The 17,546-nt window shown below is 44.8% G+C and carries 22 protein-coding genes; 10 read left to right on the plus strand and 12 right to left on the minus strand.

Annotation, left to right across the window (positions count from 1 at the left end; genetic code table 11):
* The first annotated feature begins 177 nt into the window (after positions 1-177).
* The 6 genes from ITG12_RS03140 to ITG12_RS03165 all read left to right on the plus strand — a co-directional run bounded on the left by ITG12_RS03140 (position 178) and on the right by ITG12_RS03165 (position 5,145).
* A complete protein-coding gene (locus ITG12_RS03140) occupies positions 178-996 on the plus strand; it encodes a substrate-binding domain-containing protein (RefSeq protein ID WP_005441551.1) in 819 nt (272 codons plus the stop codon).
* Positions 997-1,002: 6 nt separating this feature from the next.
* Positions 1,003-1,701 carry an ABC transporter permease gene (locus tag ITG12_RS03145; protein ID WP_005427748.1) on the plus strand — a complete coding sequence of 233 codons (699 nt, stop codon included), beginning with the start codon at positions 1,003-1,005 and terminating at the stop codon, positions 1,699-1,701.
* Positions 1,702-1,744: 43 nt separating this feature from the next.
* Positions 1,745-2,464, plus strand: a complete 720-nt coding sequence (locus ITG12_RS03150) for an energy-coupling factor ABC transporter ATP-binding protein (RefSeq protein ID WP_248873590.1) — start codon at positions 1,745-1,747, stop codon at positions 2,462-2,464.
* Entirely contained in the window at positions 2,442-3,029 is a 588-nt protein-coding gene (gene mobA / locus ITG12_RS03155) for a molybdenum cofactor guanylyltransferase MobA (protein ID WP_005441549.1), read from the plus strand. Before ITG12_RS03150 ends, mobA begins: the two co-directional genes overlap by 23 nt.
* Entirely contained in the window at positions 3,026-4,804 is a 1,779-nt protein-coding gene (locus tag ITG12_RS03160; RefSeq protein ID WP_248873592.1) for a bifunctional molybdopterin-guanine dinucleotide biosynthesis adaptor protein MobB/molybdopterin molybdotransferase MoeA, read from the plus strand. Before mobA ends, ITG12_RS03160 begins: the two co-directional genes overlap by 4 nt.
* 74 nt (positions 4,805-4,878) lie before the next feature.
* On the plus strand, positions 4,879-5,145 hold the full coding sequence (locus ITG12_RS03165) for a DUF2960 domain-containing protein (protein ID WP_038872732.1): 267 nt from the start codon (positions 4,879-4,881) through the stop codon (positions 5,143-5,145).
* 333 nt (positions 5,146-5,478) lie between these two features.
* Here ITG12_RS03165 and nagK read toward each other — a convergent pair whose 3' ends face one another.
* Entirely contained in the window at positions 5,479-6,387 is a 909-nt protein-coding gene (gene nagK, locus ITG12_RS03170) for an N-acetylglucosamine kinase (RefSeq protein WP_038875036.1), read from the minus strand.
* A gap of 173 nt (positions 6,388-6,560) precedes the next feature.
* Positions 6,561-7,310 (minus strand): tRNA-uridine aminocarboxypropyltransferase, encoded by a 750-nt coding sequence (locus ITG12_RS03175; RefSeq protein ID WP_038875033.1) that lies wholly within the window; start codon positions 7,308-7,310, stop codon positions 6,561-6,563.
* 183 nt (positions 7,311-7,493) lie between these two features.
* On the opposite strand from ITG12_RS03175, the gene ITG12_RS03180 reads away from it, so the two are divergent.
* Together ITG12_RS03180 and ITG12_RS03185 are read left to right on the plus strand one after the other, a co-directional pair.
* Positions 7,494-8,312: a sterol desaturase family protein gene (locus ITG12_RS03180; protein ID WP_038872727.1), complete on the plus strand. Its 819-nt coding sequence runs from the start codon at positions 7,494-7,496 to the stop codon at positions 8,310-8,312.
* Positions 8,309-8,533 (plus strand): hypothetical protein, encoded by a 225-nt coding sequence (locus tag ITG12_RS03185; protein ID WP_050566735.1) that lies wholly within the window; start codon positions 8,309-8,311, stop codon positions 8,531-8,533. The genes ITG12_RS03180 and ITG12_RS03185 overlap by 4 nt, the downstream gene beginning before the upstream one ends.
* Positions 8,534-8,539: 6 nt before the next feature.
* Here ITG12_RS03185 and ITG12_RS03190 read toward each other — a convergent pair whose 3' ends face one another.
* The 7 genes from ITG12_RS03190 to ITG12_RS03220 all read right to left on the minus strand — a co-directional run bounded on the left by ITG12_RS03190 (position 8,540) and on the right by ITG12_RS03220 (position 13,376).
* On the minus strand, positions 8,540-8,758 hold the full coding sequence (locus tag ITG12_RS03190) for a hypothetical protein (protein WP_038872726.1): 219 nt from the start codon (positions 8,756-8,758) through the stop codon (positions 8,540-8,542).
* A 39-nt stretch (positions 8,759-8,797) separates the two neighbouring features.
* Positions 8,798-9,178, minus strand: coding sequence for a hypothetical protein (locus ITG12_RS03195; RefSeq protein ID WP_038872723.1), 381 nt, complete (start codon positions 9,176-9,178; stop codon positions 8,798-8,800).
* Positions 9,179-9,379: 201 nt separating this feature from the next.
* Positions 9,380-9,706 carry a YceK/YidQ family lipoprotein gene (locus tag ITG12_RS03200; RefSeq protein WP_038875030.1) on the minus strand — a complete coding sequence of 109 codons (327 nt, stop codon included), beginning with the start codon at positions 9,704-9,706 and terminating at the stop codon, positions 9,380-9,382.
* Positions 9,707-9,856: 150 nt separating this feature from the next.
* Positions 9,857-10,333: a hypothetical protein gene (locus ITG12_RS03205; RefSeq protein WP_038875027.1), complete on the minus strand. Its 477-nt coding sequence runs from the start codon at positions 10,331-10,333 to the stop codon at positions 9,857-9,859.
* Entirely contained in the window at positions 10,330-10,746 is a 417-nt protein-coding gene (locus ITG12_RS03210) for an NUDIX domain-containing protein (RefSeq protein WP_038875024.1), read from the minus strand. Before ITG12_RS03210 ends, ITG12_RS03205 begins: the two co-directional genes overlap by 4 nt.
* Positions 10,736-11,149 carry an NUDIX domain-containing protein gene (locus tag ITG12_RS03215; RefSeq protein WP_038875021.1) on the minus strand — a complete coding sequence of 138 codons (414 nt, stop codon included), beginning with the start codon at positions 11,147-11,149 and terminating at the stop codon, positions 10,736-10,738. The genes ITG12_RS03210 and ITG12_RS03215 overlap by 11 nt, the downstream gene beginning before the upstream one ends.
* A gap of 208 nt (positions 11,150-11,357) precedes the next feature.
* Positions 11,358-13,376: a methyl-accepting chemotaxis protein gene (locus ITG12_RS03220; protein WP_038875018.1), complete on the minus strand. Its 2,019-nt coding sequence runs from the start codon at positions 13,374-13,376 to the stop codon at positions 11,358-11,360.
* A gap of 139 nt (positions 13,377-13,515) precedes the next feature.
* Between ITG12_RS03220 and ITG12_RS03225 the strand changes: the two genes are divergently transcribed.
* Complete coding sequence (locus tag ITG12_RS03225) at positions 13,516-14,004, plus strand: NlpC/P60 family protein (protein WP_038875016.1); 489 nt, start codon at positions 13,516-13,518, stop codon at positions 14,002-14,004.
* A gap of 34 nt (positions 14,005-14,038) precedes the next feature.
* Here the strand turns inward: ITG12_RS03225 and ITG12_RS03230 are convergent, their stop codons facing one another.
* The 3 genes from ITG12_RS03230 to ITG12_RS03240 all read right to left on the minus strand — a co-directional run bounded on the left by ITG12_RS03230 (position 14,039) and on the right by ITG12_RS03240 (position 16,454).
* Positions 14,039-14,383 (minus strand): DUF3802 family protein, encoded by a 345-nt coding sequence (locus ITG12_RS03230; RefSeq protein ID WP_038875014.1) that lies wholly within the window; start codon positions 14,381-14,383, stop codon positions 14,039-14,041.
* A 140-nt stretch (positions 14,384-14,523) separates the two neighbouring features.
* Entirely contained in the window at positions 14,524-15,486 is a 963-nt protein-coding gene (locus tag ITG12_RS03235; RefSeq protein WP_038875011.1) for a GGDEF domain-containing protein, read from the minus strand.
* A complete protein-coding gene (locus ITG12_RS03240; protein ID WP_038872772.1) occupies positions 15,486-16,454 on the minus strand; it encodes a response regulator in 969 nt (322 codons plus the stop codon). The genes ITG12_RS03235 and ITG12_RS03240 overlap by 1 nt, the downstream gene beginning before the upstream one ends.
* Positions 16,455-16,678: 224 nt before the next feature.
* On the opposite strand from ITG12_RS03240, the gene ITG12_RS03245 reads away from it, so the two are divergent.
* Positions 16,679-17,545 carry a fructosamine kinase family protein gene (locus ITG12_RS03245; RefSeq protein WP_038875008.1) on the plus strand — a complete coding sequence of 289 codons (867 nt, stop codon included), beginning with the start codon at positions 16,679-16,681 and terminating at the stop codon, positions 17,543-17,545.
* Position 17,546 lies beyond the last annotated feature (1 nt).

Below are 17,546 nucleotides of genomic sequence, written 5' to 3' on the forward strand. Positions count from 1 at the left end.
GCTATATGGAGTGTCCAAGTGACCTCAGGATGTGGGAGACATCAATGCAATACCATCGCTTCTCGCTCCCTCACCCTAAGGTGGCTTGTGATTTGAGCGCTCACTGACGCTCTGGCGACTTCTTTAGTAACCCAAGACTTAAGAAGCCAAAGAATCATTGGAAAGGAAACAACTAAAATGAAAAAAATTGCGCTGACTCTAGCTGCAACGTCAATCACTCTTGTAAGCTACTCTGCTTTTTCAGCTCAAGATGGCGAACACATTCGTCTGGCGACAACAACAAGTACTTACCACTCTGGCTTACTGGACTACCTACTTCCTCAATTTGAAAAAGACACTGGCTACAAAGTGGATATCATCGCTGCTGGTACTGGTAAAGCGCTGAAGATGGGTGAAAACGGCGACGTTGATTTGGTTATGACACACGCTCCTAAAGCAGAAGGTGTGTTTGTTGAGAACGGCTACGGCGTCCTTCCTCGTAAACTGATGTACAACGACTTCGTTATCGTTGGCCCTAAAGCTGACCCAGCGCAAGTAAAAGATGATGCGTCAGTACTAGATGTATTCAAAGAGATCGCAAACAAAGACGCGACTTTCATCTCTCGTGGCGATGACTCTGGTACACACAAAAAAGAATTGGGCATCTGGGCGCAAACTAAGATGGAACCAAACTTTGGTGGCTACCGCAGTGTAGGCCAAGGCATGGGCCCTACTCTAAACATGGCGTCAGAAATGCAAGGCTACACCATGACTGACCGTGGTACTTGGTTGGCTTACCAAAACAAATTGGATCTTGCGATTCTATTCCAAGGCGACGAAAAACTGTTTAACCCGTACCAAGTGATTTTGGTTAACCCAGAGCGTTACCCAACCATCAACTACCAAGGTGCGAAGGCGTTCAGTGACTGGTTGGTGAATCCACGCGGTCAAGAACTGATAAATGGCTTCCGTCTGAATGGTAAACAATTGTTCGTTGCGAATGCTGAGAGCAAATAACGCAATATGAATCTTGCTGATACAACACTAGAAGCCCTGCGCTTACTGGTGAATTTTGATGCAGACCTATGGGAGATCGTTGCGGTCTCCTTTAGTGTTTCTATTACGGCAATATCTTTAGTGGTATTGCCGTCTATTTTGATGTCCTTTGTCCTAGCTTACACCGACTTTCGTGGTAAGTGGTTCTTACTGTCCATTGTGAACACCTTACAGGCGGTGCCAACGGTCGTGATTGGTTTGCTGCTGTACATGATGCTCTCAAGAGCAGGCCCTTTGGGTGATTGGCAAATGCTGTTTACGCAAAAAGCCATGATCTTAGGACAAATGATCGTCTGTTTTCCGGTTCTGGTTTCCATGATGCACGGTGCGCTTCAATCAAGTGACCGTCGCGCAGTTGAAACAGCGATTACGTTAGGTGCGTCAATCCCTCGTATCGCTGCTACTATGATCTGGGAGACACGTTTTCCTTTATTGGCGGCTATCATTGCGGGATTCTCACGAATCGTCACAGAGGTAGGCTGTTCAATGATGGTTGGTGGCAACATTATGGGCGTAACCCGTAATATTCCGACTGCCATTGCTATGGAAAGTAGTAAAGGTGCTTTTGCGCAAGGAGTTGCATTAGGAATTGTATTACTATCGTTAGCGTTAGCGCTCAACTTCCTCTTATCGAGCATGAGAGGCAAAGGCTATCTAAGAACATGAAGCAAGCAATCGACTCGCCATCGACCCAATGTAAGGGTGAATTATGACTATAAAAATTACCGCCGAGCAATTGTCCATGCGCTTTAAAGAGCGTGTGCTTTTCCACATCCCTGAATTGGCCATAGGTCCAAACGACGCGATTTACTTAAAAGGTGACAATGGCGTTGGCAAAACCACCCTACTCAAGATCCTTGCAGGTTTGCTCAAACCGTCAACGGGTAAAGTAGTCGCACCAAGAGACACTTGGTTGAAGAAGTGGACGCGTCGCAATGGTCGTGTTGACGTGATTTATCTCCATCAGTCTCCTTACCTTTTTGACGGTACTGTGTATGAAAACGTCGTTTATGGAGTTAAATATCAACAAGACACGGCAAAAGATAAGCGAGCTCAAGCTATTAGTGCACTGCGCATGGTAGGGTTAGAAACCTTAGCCGACGAACACATCTCTGTATTGTCCGGCGGTGAAAAGCAACGCGTAGCAATGGCACGAGCTTGGATCTTAAAACCATCGATTTTGTTGATGGATGAACCAAGTGCCTCTCTCGACCAAGAGTCGATTGAACGTCTGGTTATCATGGCGAAAGATCTGCTTGATCGCGGCTCTAGTATTGTTGTGACTAGCCACCAAGCGAACGCGTTGACGGATTTATGTAAAAAACAGTGGTGGATTAAAGACAAGACTTTGGTAGAGTCTCCACTCTTGTATGTCATACCAAAAGAAACATCCCAAGAGAACGCATATGCTTCAGCCAACACAAACTAGTTGGGTCATTTTGGCTGGTGGTCAAGCCAGCCGTATGGGTGGAAAAGACAAAGGTCTGATCGAACTGAATCAGAAGCCACTCATCGAACACGTTATCGAACGTTTATCTCCGCAAACACCACGCATTCTAATCAATGCGAACCGAAACCAAGACGCCTACCGTGCGTTTGGTTTCGTCTTCAGCGATCAATTTAAAGATTTCCCAGGTCCGATGGGCGGTATCCACGCGGGCTTGGTTCATGCAGAAACCGATTGGGTTGGCTTCGTCCCTTGCGACAGCCCACAAATCAACACTGATCTTGTTGAACGTTTTTGCAATGCAGTAAAAGAAGACACCGATATTTTGGTTGCTCATGATGGCGACCACCAGCAACCCGTCTTCACGCTTTACCACAAGCGCGTACTGCCAAAGCTAACCGCGTTTTTAGAACGTGGCGATCGTAAGATCATCCTACTCTACAAAGAGTGCAACACCAGTTACGTTGACTTTAGCGACTCACCAAACTGTTTCGTCAACTTAAATACGCCTGAAGAATTGGCGCAATTTGGACAACTCGAATCATGAAACACACGCTAAACATCCCTATTCTTGGTTTTGCTGCCTACTCTGGTACGGGCAAAACTACGCTACTTGAAGCATTGCTACCAAAGTTGACCGAAGCAGGTTTACGCATCGGTATGCTAAAGCACGCACACCATAATTTTGATGTCGACCAACCGGGCAAAGACAGCCATCGCCTACGTAAAGCAGGCGCATCACAAATGCTGATCTCTTCTCGTAACCGCTTCGCACTGATGACAGAAACACCAGAGTCAGAATCGGAGTTTGATTGCCTTCTGACGCGTTTCGACGAAGGAAAACTAGACGTAGTTCTAGTGGAAGGCTGCAAAAACATTGCCTTTCCTAAGATCGAATTGCACCGTGAAGAAGTCGGCAAGCCTTGGCTTCATCCAAACGATGACAACATCATCGCGATTGCTTCAGACAGCGGCGAATTGGACTCTGAACTGCCACAAATGAACATCAACGATCTTGAGGCGATTGCCCAGTTCGTTATTGAGTATGTTCAAGAAGCGAAAGCACCAAAGAGTAAAGAGAAAGAAGCCGCTTGCTGCGATACCCTTTCTCCAGCTTTCCTTTCTGTGGTTCAAGGACAAGAAAAGATCCTTTCGTTGGTAAACACGGTTTCTGAAACCGAAGCATGTAAGATTGAAGATGCATACGGTCGTGTGCTTGCAGATCATGTTGTGTCACCAGTGAATGTTCCGCAATACACAAACTCAGCGATGGACGGTTACGCGATTCGCGGTGATGACGTCGAGCGTGAAAGCTACCAAGTGGTTGCTGAAGTGATGGCGGGTCATGCTTACGAGCAGCCTTTGGAAGTTGGTCAAGCGGTTAAGATCATGACGGGCGCACCAACCCCTATCAATGGTGATACCGTTGTTATGCGTGAACAAGCTTCCCAAGACGGCGATACTGTCACGTTCAATGGTGCGAGCATCAAAACCGGTCAAAACGTTCGCCAAGCGGGTGAAGACTTAGCAATTGGTAGCGATGTGTTTACTGCGGGTACTCGCCTAGCCTCTCCTGAGATGGGTATGATTGCTTCTCTTGGCTTTGGCGAAGCGAACGTGTTCCGCAAGTTGAAAGTTGCAGTGTTCTCTACCGGTGACGAAGTTCAAGCGCCGGGTACAGAACAGAAAGCGAATTCAATCTACGATTCAAACCGTTTCACCATCATGGGCATGTTAGAGAAGTTAGGTTGCGAGATCTTGGATTTCGGTATCCTAGAAGATAACGAGCTGTTGATGATTGAAGCGCTTGAAAATGCTTCTGCGCAAGCCGACGTAGTGATGACTTCTGGCGGCGTATCCGTTGGCGATGCGGATTACATTAAGCTGGCATTGGACAAACTGGGGCAAATTGATTTCTGGCGTATCAACATGCGCCCTGGTCGTCCGCTTGCGTTCGGTCAAATCAACGATAAGCCTTTCTTTGGTTTGCCGGGTAACCCTGTGGCTGTGATGGTTTCATTCATCAACTTTGTTGAACCTGCTCTGCGTAAAATGCAAGGTCAACAAGGTTGGAAGCCACTTAAAGTCAGTGCTATTGCGACAGAAAATCTGCGCTCTCGCCAAGGTCGTACCGAGTTTAGCCGTGGTATCTACGAGCTAGACGAAACAGGTCGTCTAACCGTTCGCACAACGGGTAAACAAGGCTCAGGTATTCTGCGCTCAATGAGTGAGGCAAACTGTTTGATCGAAATCTCCCCTGCTGTTGATACAGTAAAAGCGGGAGAAAGCGTGACAATCATCCCACTTCAAGGCAGAATCTAGGCCGATTCAGAATTCAAAGGTCAGCGAGTCTGACCTTTTTATTGATAACAGAAAAATTTTTCAGAGAGACAGCTATGGCTCGCACCATTCTTTACACTTACAAAGACCAAGACAAAGAACTGACGTTCTCGTACCAGCAACACCGCAACATTCAAGAAGCGGTTGCAGAGGCGGAAGGTATCGATATCACTGAGTACCTAAAGATGGAGCAGCAAATCGAAGCAGTATCTGACACCAAGGCAGTGCGTAACTACCGCGATAATCATTTCAGAAAACTTGGCTTTAGCAAAATCACCCTAGCTCAAAAAGAAAACTTGGGTGTAGGCAAAAAGAACAAATAATACCAATCACAGTAAATAAGTGATCAGAAATAGCATAGGGAAAATGCTTGAGAACAAGACGCAATTTTTCGATAAGTAGTCATTCTACAATCAAAAATTGCAACGCACTTATCGAGTATTTTAACAAGCTAGAATGACCCGTTATTTACTACGATTGGTATAAGCCAAGCTACACAGACCAAAACAAAAACTCGCGATTCGTCGCGAGTTTTTTATACCTATTCTTTTTGCTCGTTATCTATAAGTAAAAAGCCCCGTTTCACCTTAATTTAAAGGAAAACGAGGCTTTCAATGTAGGTCTTATGTGTTTTCGCTTACTGAAAACTCAGACGATTATTTGATGTTTAGGAACGCAGCACCACGTACGCCGCCTGAATCCCCGTGTTTTGCTTTGATGATCTTTGGACATTTCGCCACAGAAAGCAGGTACTTAGGAATACGTTTTGGCATCTCTTCGTAAATCAGTTCGAAGTTAGATAGACCGCCGCCTAGTACTACAACGTGTGGGTCAGTCGCAGTAAACAGGTTCGCAAAGCAGATTGCTAGAAGTTCCATAAAGCGTTCAACGTGCTCAACCGCTTTTGCTTCGCCTTCTGCGTGTGACTTAATGATGTCGATCGCTTTCTTCTCTTCGCCGTAGTAATGCGCGTAAAGAAGCTCGAAACCACGACCAGATAGATAGCTATCTAGACAACCTTTCTTTTCACAACCACAACCTAGTAGAGGCGCGTTTTCGCCTAGGTGGAACCATGCGTCAATAGGAAGACGTGTATGACCTACCTCACCCGCGACGTGGTTACGGCCAGAGAATACTTTACCTTCGTAGATAAAGCCGCCGCCAAACCCCGTACCAAGGATCAAACCCAGTACAGATGGTTCGTCTTGAAGCTCTTCATCCCATGCTTCAGACAGCGCGAAACAGTTTGCATCGTTTTCAATTTTTACGCTGCGACCGATTTTAGCTTCCAGATCAGCACGAAGTGGTTTGCCTTTTGCTGCAGGTACGTTAACCGTTAGTACAGTTGCATCATCAGCGTCTTCCATCCCAGGAAGACCAAGACCAATCGTACCTTCACAACCAAATTCCGCATCGTATTTGTTAACCAGACCTGCGATAGTTTCTACCAGCAAATCGTAGTTGTCTGTTGGTGTTGGTACACGTTCAGTTGCTACACGCTCAAGTTTTTCGTTAAACGCACCAAACTCGATTTTAGTGCCACCGACATCAAAGCCGTAATACATGCAATTCTCTCCTAAAAAGCTCAAACGACTCCCAAAAAATGCTGGAGTCAAAAAAGATAAACTCCGAGCATTATCCATATCTGTACGCCTGCAAACCGTGACCGAATGCAGATTTATCCCCTCGTTGAAGCCAGTTGAACAACAAGCCATCAACAAAAGTTCATTCCTTAGAGTTAGCTCTCGATTTTAGCCCACTCTTTGAAACGTTTCAGATGCGGTCGAGACCAGTCGGTTTTCACGCGAGTTTTCGTCAGCATGTAGGTTTCACGGAAGGCTTCAAACCACAATTGCAGACACTCCGAAGCTTGCTCTTCACCTGCTTGTTTGAATACTAACGTCGCGACCTCTGCTGTAGACAGATGCTGCTCATTGTCCGAGCGGCGCATGATGTATTCAGACAGTGATTCCGGCTCAATAGAAAGCACAGGCAAAGATTTAAGAAACTCTGAACGGCGAAAGATCTTGCGCGCTTCTCGCCAGCTACCATCAATGAAGATCAGTAACCATTTTTTATCTGAGCCATCGGAAGCCTTCAATCGCTCTGGATTCAAACCATCCAATAAACGCTCAGGCTCATCCACGTAATCTGCTGGGAACACAACCACAGGTTGATAAGCATCGTTTTCTAGCAGTGCAAGCATATCTTGAGAAGGCTCGGTACGATTCCATTGATACACGTAGGTCTCTTGAATCGTATCAGCAATTAGACGCCCGGTATTGCTTGGCTTGAACACTTCGTTTTCCGATACGACCAGCATGCAGGCAATATTGGATTCGATGTTCGGCTGAATGTCGCACAAACAATATTGCTCAGAAACCTGACAATATGGACAGCGAACCACTTTACAGCCACGAGCGTTAAACGGCTTCGTTGAGATAGATTGACGGTGCTGGTATAAACGATGGAAAGCGTGGATTCTCATGGATAGAAAGTGCCAGTTAGAATAAGTGCATGTATGAAGTAGAGCGCGATTCTACTTGCATCGCCAGTGAGTCTCAAGAAATGCTCGTAAACGGACGGACATTCACATTCCTTTCTTCTCGGTGAAAGATACGGTGGAGTCTTAAGGTCTTAACAAATAAGCGAATCAATCAAGGAAATTAGCGTGACCGAAACTGCATTTAACGACCCTTCTTGGCTACGACTCAGCATCTTTATTGGTGTTTTGTTGCTTTGTACTCTGTGGGAAAACAAGCTACCGAGAAAGCAGTTGACCGTCGACCGTTCGTTTCGCTGGTTTAACAATCTCACACTGGTCGCGCTGAATAGTGTCGTTATTGCTGTTGTCATGCCTATTGCCGCTTTCCAAGCTGCTATCATCGCTTATGAAAACCAATGGGGTCTACTCAATGCACTTTCCTTCCCGACTTGGTTAAATGTGCTGATAGCCGTTGTGTTACTCGATCTCATCATCTACCTACAGCATTTAGTTTTCCATCGCGTTAAACCGCTGTGGAAACTTCACCGCATGCATCATGCAGACTTGGATATCGATGTCACAACCGGAACACGATTCCACCCGATAGAAATCATTCTCTCAATGATTGTAAAAATCGCTGCGGTGTTTGCTTTAGGCGTGTCTCCTATCGCCATCGTGGTGTTTGAAATCGTATTGAATGCTAGCGCGATGTTTAACCATAGCAATGCAAAGCTGCCACTACCTTGGGATTCGAAGTTACGCAAATTGGTTGTGACGCCAGACATGCACCGCGTGCACCACTCTGTCATCGTGCGCGAGACACATTCAAACTTTGGCTTCTTCTTGTCGATATGGGATCGTTTGTTTGGCACCTACCGCGCTCAACCAGAGTTAGGTCATGATGATGTTGTGATTGGTGTTCCAGAGATCCGCGACAAAGACGAGCAAAGATTGGATAAACTAATCACCCAACCATTTCGTTATAAGGAAAAGTCTTCCTCATGAGCAGTTCAATGAAAGTGAATGTGTTTGGAAAAATCATGCTTGCTGAATGCAAAGATGGGATTTGGACGCTTTATATCGATTCGGAAACTTCGATAAAGCGCCCAATCAGAGACTTTGTAGTGCCGCCCTTTCTCGATGAAGACGAGTTACTGACCTACCTAGATGATATGTATCACGAACACGCGACCGCAACTCATCCCAATGTATTTCGGATTGAATAGAAACCGTTAGGCTTTAATCAAATCGCGTTTTTTGTTTGATTGGGTCACACCAACAAACAAACCGATAATCCCAAGAACAATTGAAGAGATGGCGAATACACTCACATCCTGTTGTTTATTGATGGCTGCGTAAACAAATGCAGCACCAAAAAAGATTGCGCCAAAACTAAAGCCCGATAGCGCGGCAAAAATTCCGAAGCTCGCAAGATCCTTAAAATTGTCCATTTCTCATCCCTGTAAAAATACTTAATAACAAAACAATAATTAACGGAATATCTGACGTGAGTGGCGATGCTTTTGCGAATTCCACAGCCAAATTGATACTCCAATAGAAAACCCTAATAACAACGTTTGCCATTGCAGTTGTCCACTGCTCTCCAACACGCCCAATCCATAGTGCGCATAAGAGTTAAAGCCTACGCTGCTCAACATAATCAATAACAGTAAAACAAGCCCAGTCCGGCGGTGCCTGATCAGCAAATAAACGGCGAGTAAATCAAGGAGACCAAGCGCGCTCCAATACATGTTTAACCAGCCTGGGGCAAAATCGTAAGGCAAAAAACCATCGACAATATTGTCGTAAATGTGGATGGCACCACCCACCGTCAGGCAAAGGCATAGGAGAAACAGTACGAATTTATCCATTATCGTTTCCTTTCCTTATCTGAATGAATGCGCAAAGCATATAGAAATCAGCTAAATAATTGTAATTTCGACGCCATTTTTGAGAGCGACAGTGCCTTTAAACAGTACGTGAGAGGTTGAAATAACAACAATGGCTGTTCTTCCTTATCATTTCGCTCCTGATAAAAGCATAGCGTTTGGTTTGATGGTTCGCTTGAAAGCTTAGTTAACCTCTATTGACCCTTTCTGTGCCTGCATCGTTATCGTGTACGGTAGGAATAAGGTATCAGCCAACGCTGAAAAAGCAGTATCAAACACAAAGAAAGGCACCCCATCTAGTTTGGAACCCGTGTTTTCAGAATAGCTAGGCTCACCATTCAACAAACACATGTTGTAATTCACTCCACTATAAACTCTTGGAATTTCCTTGCAGTAGCTCCGTTTCCCCTCATGAGAGATTCTCACATGATTGTTTGTTGGGTTTAGGGTCTCTATCGTGGCACAACCTTGCAACACAATGGCTGCCAATATGACGAGTCGTTTTTTCATGAACTTTCCTTGTTTGTGTTTCCTTCGTGAGAATGATTTACGTATTTCTTTGCTTACTGCTGATAAACGTGAGATGTGACGTTTGGATGTGGTTTAGAAGCTGCAACAAATCTCCCAGTGAAATTGTCGGGAACGAGTAATAGTCAAACGTCAATATTGCTCCCCCTCTTTAGTCTTCGCATCAATGAACACAAACTTCATCGAAGGAGGAAAGATAAAAGCATCATCACATCGATAACCTCTTAGCCAAACACCATCATCCCGCTTACGCAAATACAAACCTCTGGGATAGGTCTCTTCCTGAGCAAGAGGCAAAGAAGCGAGCGTTATGTATTCGTCTTTTGTGAGCGAAATACCTTGAAGTAACAAGTATGGTGCCACGGCGAGCGGACAAGGCTCTAGCCCTTTCAGAGCTGCATGAGCAAGAAGCTCAGCCAGCGTTGCGCCAAAAGGTGCCCCCAATTCCGAAGGCGTTGTTATCGATAAAGACAAAGTCTGAACACGCTGTTTGGTTTGTATCAATTGATCTTCAAACAGCTGTAAGGCAAACGGATTGAATTGAATGCGTTGTTCTTTGAGTTCTTGAAGCAACTCTGCATTCGTGTGATTACCGATTTCAACTTTCACTTAATTGCCCCAATGCGGATAAACTCACGAACCTGCTCTAAAGCACGCTGAAAGACAGGGTGCGCATGGGAGGAAATGCCTTTCGCAACTTCATGCCAAAAGAATTCGAAATCATGTCCACCATCGTCTTGAGTGTGGAAGACCCAATGTTCCGGCAACGCTTCACATTCACACAAAACGAAATGCCAAAGTTGCTCTTTAAACCCACTCTCCCAAGCCCCTAAGTAGGTTGTGTGATTGACCGATTCGATGCCCGACTCTTCTGCCAATTCTCTTTTTGCCGCACTTAAGAAGTCGCAATCGAAGAGTTCAACAGTACCTTTCACCAACTGAACGCCCGCAATAGGATGTTTGAAAAGAAGAATCTCGCGGTTTTGTTTTCGTAACACCAGAGGACACACTTTATCGACCACAGAGTACCTCCTCGCTCTGAAGGCATATTTGTTTCGCCTCGACTGGAAAGAGAGGCAACATGGCTAGCTCAGTAAAATTCACCCATCTCAAAATATATTGATTGGAAGCCGATTGCCTTTGTTGTTCGGGGCCACTACCTAGCGTAGGGGTGGCTGAGCCGATATGGGATAAGAAGTAATGATCCTTTCGGCCTTGATTTTGAATCTGAAACACAGGTGTGAGCGATGTCAGCTCTATAGAGGTTTCTTCCAGTGCCTCGCGTTTCGCCGCTTCAGAAAGAATTTCTCCATCCTCTACACTACCGCCAGGAAACACCCAATAGTGTCTATCGCCCTTCACTCGTTCAATCAATAAAACTTCTCGGTGATCGTTTATTAATATCAAACTTGCTCGCTCCGGCATTCATCTCACTCCCTTGATTTAACGGAACATTCTAACAACCTTGATGCGATAACAAAGAATTAACAAATGCTGGTAACACATTTCTCTTGTGCAGTTAATCAATTTGCGATTTGGGTCACTCACTCTTGGTGTCAAAAAATAAAAAGGCAGAGCAATTGCCCTGCCTTTGGTCGTATTGGAAGTTCGTTTGGTCTTACCTAATGCTGGGTCAACTCACTTGATGCAGTTCGTATTTATGCAGCATCGCTTGTTGGTGGCCCGCGATGTCTGCGACTTGTTCCGAGCTTTCAACCATGGATTCTAATTGGAGTTTAGTGTATTCACCTTGGTCAGAAATATGTGTAATGGCTTGCGATACATCGGCTGTTGCTCGTTCTTGCTCTTCTGTCGCAACAGAAATCTGTTCGACACGTAGCTGTATATGTCGAGCCGCCGCATCGATATCCGAAAAAGCCGACTTTACTTCATGACTCGATTGAAGTGCATACGCCATCTCTTCACGCGACTCACTTACCGCTTTACGTGAACGTTCTGCGGCAGCCACCAGCTCATTCATCATCTCTCGAATATTTTTGGTTTGTTGGGACGTATCACTCGCTAACTTGCGTACTTCATCGGCGACAACTGCGAAACCTCGCCCTTGCTCCCCAGCGCGCGCCGCTTCAATCGCCGCATTCAAAGCAAGTAAGTTGGTGTTATCAGCAATACCACTGATCATGTCTACCATCTCGCGGATCTGTTTAACTCGTTGGTCGAGTTCTAACATCGACCGCTCGTTCAAATTAAGGGAGCTTTCAAGAGACTCCAAACGCTGACGGTTTTGCTCTACCACACCAACCCCCTTCACTGTGTGTTCTGTCGCTAAATGCGAATCTTCGGAAGAGGCATTTGTCACCGTCGCGATCTCTCTAATCGATGCTTCTAACTGAGTAATGGTCGTCACCATGCTCGCCAGCGCTTCATTTTGCAAAGTTAAGCTTTGATTTGTTTGCTCGGCCGCATCGTGGCTTATCTCAGCGGTTTGGTACAAGGTTTCGCAGTTACGCGTGACGGTAGAAATCGAATCGTGGGTTGAATCGATAACTTGGTTGAGTTTGCGTGCGACTTCTTTAAGCTCAAACGGGCCAATCTCTTGCGCTCTATCTCGGAAATCATGTTCCGTTAAAGCGGAGAGACGAGTAAGGATGTTTTTCAACCCTCGATTGATCCAAGTACGGAGGCCAAACCAAGTCGCTAACACCACAAGCGAGATGACGCCAGCGGCAACAACAACCATTAAGCTGACGTTTTGAATGGTACTGTGGACAATAGTTTCACGCTCATCAATCAACGCTGAGGCGGAATCAGATACTTGGTCGAGCAAATACATGGTTTCGTTTGAGAGCTGAGAGGCACGTTGAAACTCCACTTTTTGCTGTTCGCACTGTTCGAGTTTCGCCAGAATCAAACGCAAAACCCCTTCATCTTTGAAGCCTGCCTGTACCATCTCATAAGGTGCTGTTAGGCTGGCGAACTCAGTCACTTCAGGGTGCCATTCTTTGAAGTCATCGTAAGCGAGATTTATACCAGCGATACGGTTTCGCATTTCTCTGTATTCTTGCTCCGCTTTCTCTAGCTCGGTTTGCATCATCATGACCAAGAAAGTACTTTCCATCGAGCTCGCGGATGCAATGAAGCGATTTGCCGCATCACTCGATTCAGGGTTGTCGTTGCTGAGAAACGAGCTGATACGGTTCATCTCTGGACCAATCGAACTTAACCCATACCGAAACCCACCAACGGCCGAGTTAATGTCGCTTTGCATTTGAATCACCGCAGATTGTTTCGATAAAATGGAATTGGTGACTTGATGCAACTCCTGAACATTTACTTGTAACATGTTAGATAAATGTTCCGCGACTCCCGATGTTTGTTCTATTAAACCTTCAGTTTGCTGTGCGAGAGCGTCAATTTTGGCGGTGATGAGAGGAAGTTCATCTGGATCAGAAATTTGCATTCCATAGTTAAGCAACTTTACTTGCTCTAAAACATTTCTTGTCAGTGTCGCATTTGCCATCGCCATCGGTAACGCTTTTTGAGACAACTCTTCAAATTGTTCGCCAACCTGCTCCATTCCTTTGAAACTTGAGACAGAAAGGGCTATAACAAGAGCGATGATAGTTAAAAATGTTGCACTGATCGTTTGAATCAGTGAAAAAGAAAAGCGTAGACGTTTGCGCGTTGTCATAATCAATTAATGTTCTTTCTTGGGTTTGAATCAACTTTCCGTTTATTCGTCACAGAAGTGAGACAAAACGTGATTTGCTGCCCATACTAGGTATTGGTCATGACATTAATATTTCAGTTTTAAGTTGTAGGGATGACAGGTGGGTGATGTGCGTCGTATTTATTTTCCTTTGATAATCAGTGTACTACTTAGTGCATGTTCGTCCGCCCCCGATCCAGAAAAACAAGCTGAGGTCTCTCTTCCTGTTACTGAACTGCTCTCCGACAATCGGGGCCTGTTCGACTTTTATGATGAGTGGGAAGGCACGCCTTATCGCTTGGGTGGAACCAAAAAGTCTGGTATTGATTGTTCTGCCTTCGTACAGAAAGCCTTTGTCGAGGCATATCAAATGTCATTACCAAGAACGACAAGACAGCAATCTAAGCAAGGCGTAGAGATGAGCTGGTCAGATGCACAACAGGGTGATCTAGTGTTTTTCAAAACAAGAAGAACCACTTACCATGTTGGTATCTATCTAGGGAATAAGCAGTTTATGCACGCTTCTACATCGAAAGGCGTGATCATTTCAAGAATAGACAACCCTTATTGGGCATCGAAGTTTTGGCAAGTAAGAAGAGTTACCATGTAACTCCTCTTTAGATCGAAATGACGAGAGACTAGATTCAATCGTAAGTCGCGACAGCGGTATCAAATAAGTTTTTCACTAGCGCAATGTATTCATCAAGGAATGCAATTTGCTCGTTGGTCGCTTTCTTACCCCAAACGCCAGCTAACACTTCGCCAAGGTCTTCAACGACGGCATCCGCTTCTTTAAGTAGCTTGAAACGTACACTTGAATGCAGTTCTGGGTTTTGTTCGAAAATCGCCATGATGTTCGACGCCACCATGTCATTCACGACATCTTCGATGCTTTCTGATCCTGTGTCACCAATTTCAGACGTGAAAATATCTAAGTTAAGTGACAGGTGCTCTATAAGAGCGAGATATCCATCGGTTTCTACAACCACTGTTTTTCTCCGTTTAATGCAAGCCTTCGAAGATGAAAGCGAATTAGTTTCAATAGTAAGACATGCCGAGAAAATTTCATTAACTTATTTCATATTAACAAGCATTGATGCGCCAACTGAATAATTTTTATCCAATTAGGTTAGTCGTCTTGATGACAACAAGTCTGATTGCGTCCATTCTCTTTCGCGCGATACAACGCTGCATCGGCACTCTTCAGCCATTGTGTGTGACTCTCAAAGTTAGATTTATACTCGCAAACACCGATACTTATCGTGTAGTTAATCAAAAAGTCTTCAACTTTCACAATTTCTTGCTCAATTCGTTTTCTAAGACGCTCTGCGAAATAGGACGCTTGTTCTTGGTTGGTATGTGGCAATAAAACGGTAAACTCTTCTCCACCAAAACGCCCACACACGTCGCTACTGCGTGCGGTTTTCCGCAATAAACTGGACGTCCGACGGATTACTTCATCCCCAGTATGGTGACCATAGGTATCATTGACTTTTTTAAAATGGTCGATGTCAAAAATAACCAATGAGCACGACCCTTCCATCACTTTAAGTTGATTGAATTCTTCCTTCAGTGACTGTTCCCAATAAGCACGGTTAAATAATCCGGTTAATCCATCTTTGCGGCTGATTTCAGACAGGTGTTGGTTGGTTTCTCTTAAGTGGATTCTATTACGCGCGGTTTCCGAGACATCGTTGATTTGAATGGCTATGTGGCTCACGTCGCCTGATAACGAGCGTAACGGCGTGATAACAATATCTTGGAACATCAAATGACTGCTGTTGGAAACCGGCGAAAAGTTGTTAAATTTAAAAAGGTATGGACGGTTTTCCCAACTTGAAAATGAACGAGTTTCTAAATCCGCGGACGTTTTGAGCTTGGTCTCTAGCCAAGTTCGGGGTAAATCTTGGAAATGGTCAAACAAACATTCACCGAGGATATTCTGCGATAGTATGCCACTATAAGACTGCATAAAACTGTTCCACACGCAGACTTTATAGTCTTCATCTAATACGATGAGCCCTGAGTCCATGGTATCGAGTATTTGGGTAACCCAATGAAAGTCTGCTATGTCCAGCGTAATTTCGGACATTAGATTAGCTCCATAATTTCATAGATGATTTCTACGGATGATTTATCTATCAAAAACAGAACTTCACACTCAAAATCGAGCGCCTCTGCCATGTAGGTGTATTCGATGGTAAAGAGTTCACCAGATTCACTCTTCTCTTCATTGTATGGAATGACGTTTTCTATAATGGCAGGCTGGCGCAACGAAAATTGCTTATCCAACTGTGTACCCAATGACGTTAAGAATGAAGATACCAAAAGATTCGACACATTTAGGATAATCTCGTTGTGCCGAGTGAACTCAAGTAAATAACCAAGGCGCTCTCCGATTTGATTAATGTCTTTACCACGCAAACAAACTAAAGCTTCACCATGGATACCACCACCAACAAATCGCTGAGCAACGGCAACTGAACTGTCTCGACCGATCACGTCCACTAACGTCATATGCAGTTCTCCATACGACAATGGACCAACGTGGGGCACTGGCAGTTGAATGAACTCATGAAGATGGTCGGCCATAATCGCAGCACCCTTACCTAACGCGATGTTGGCGACTTCACGAAATTTCGCCAGAGGGGTAATCTCAATTTCGGGGGCTGGCGCTGCATTTCCACTCGAGCTAAATGCGTATTGCAACCCTAACGTTTCGTATAGCGGGATAACCTGTTCTTCTGACAGAGGCTTGGCGATAAAGTCGATTGCGCCAAGATCTAAACAACGTTGTTTAGCCTCTTGCTGAACGTCACCAGAAATGATGACAACTTGAGTGGGATAATTGCTGACCGGTAGAGACTCTAGTACCTCGAACCCGTCCATAATCGGCATCGTTAAATCGAGAAACAAAACGTCAATATTTTGTTCCGCTAGAATCGTCAACGCTTCGTAACCGTCTTGGGCTTCGATCAGGTGCAATGATGTTTCGTGTACGATGGAACGGGATATCAACTTTCGTGCTACCGCCGAATCATCACAAATCAGTATTTTCATGCCACCAATGGAACTAAAGTCAAAAAAATAATAATACTCGTTGTATACCAATAGCTCCATATGTTAAGTCCATAAATCATAGGGTTATAGGCGACATGATTCACACTTATGCACATTTTCTACTATATGCAGCAGTTTTATTGTCGAAGTTTGCTCAACTGCGCGTCAATCTTCCGCCGTTTATCCTAAACTATTGTTGGTCAAATAGATAAGCGAGGTTTTGTATGTGGCAAGCAATATCGCAACAGCTTTCTGATACCTTGATGTTCGAATATCAAATCACTGAGAAGACACGCCTCTCTGGTGGAGACATCAGTGAGAGTTACATGATCAATGACGGAGAACAGCGCTATTTCGTCAAACTCAATGATCGAGACTTTTTATCTAAGTTCGAAGTTGAAGTAGAAAGCCTTCACTTGTTACGTGAAACCTCGACGGTTTTTGTCCCTGAAGTCGTGTTAGCGGGCAAAACCAAAACCCACTCATTCTTGATCCTGAATTACCTACCAACCAAACCACTTGAAGATGCAAAGCACAGCTTTAAGTTTGGCCAGCAACTGGCGCGTTTACATTTGTGGGGAGAACAGAAAGAGTTCGGATTTGATTCCGACAATTACATAGGCTCTACCCTTCAACCAAATCAATGGCATAAAAAGTGGTGTGTCTTTTTTTCTGAGCAACGAATAGGTTGGCAGTTACAGTTGCTGAAAGAAAAAGGTGTCACCCTCGTCGATATCGATGACTTTATTGATGTTGTGAAACAGCTTTTAGCCAATCACGCTCCAGAGCCATCATTGCTTCACGGTGATTTGTGGAATGGGAACACGGCATTGACACCATTTGGCCCTATCTGCTTTGACCCTGCTTGCTATTGGGGAGATCGTGAATGTGATATCGCGATGACTGAGCTGTTTGGTGGGTTCCAACCGGAGTTTTATCAAGGATATGAATCCGTTGCGCCATTACCCGCAGGCTATGATGAACGAAAAGACATCTACAACCTTTATCACATCCTCAATCATTGTAACTTGTTCGGAGGTCACTATCTTGAACAGGCCCAATCGATAATTAAGAAGATTATTTCTTATTGAT

The sequence above is a fragment of the Vibrio sp. ED002 genome, from assembly GCF_023277445.1.
In the GTDB taxonomy this organism is placed as follows: Bacteria; Pseudomonadota; Gammaproteobacteria; order Enterobacterales; family Vibrionaceae; genus Vibrio; species Vibrio jasicida.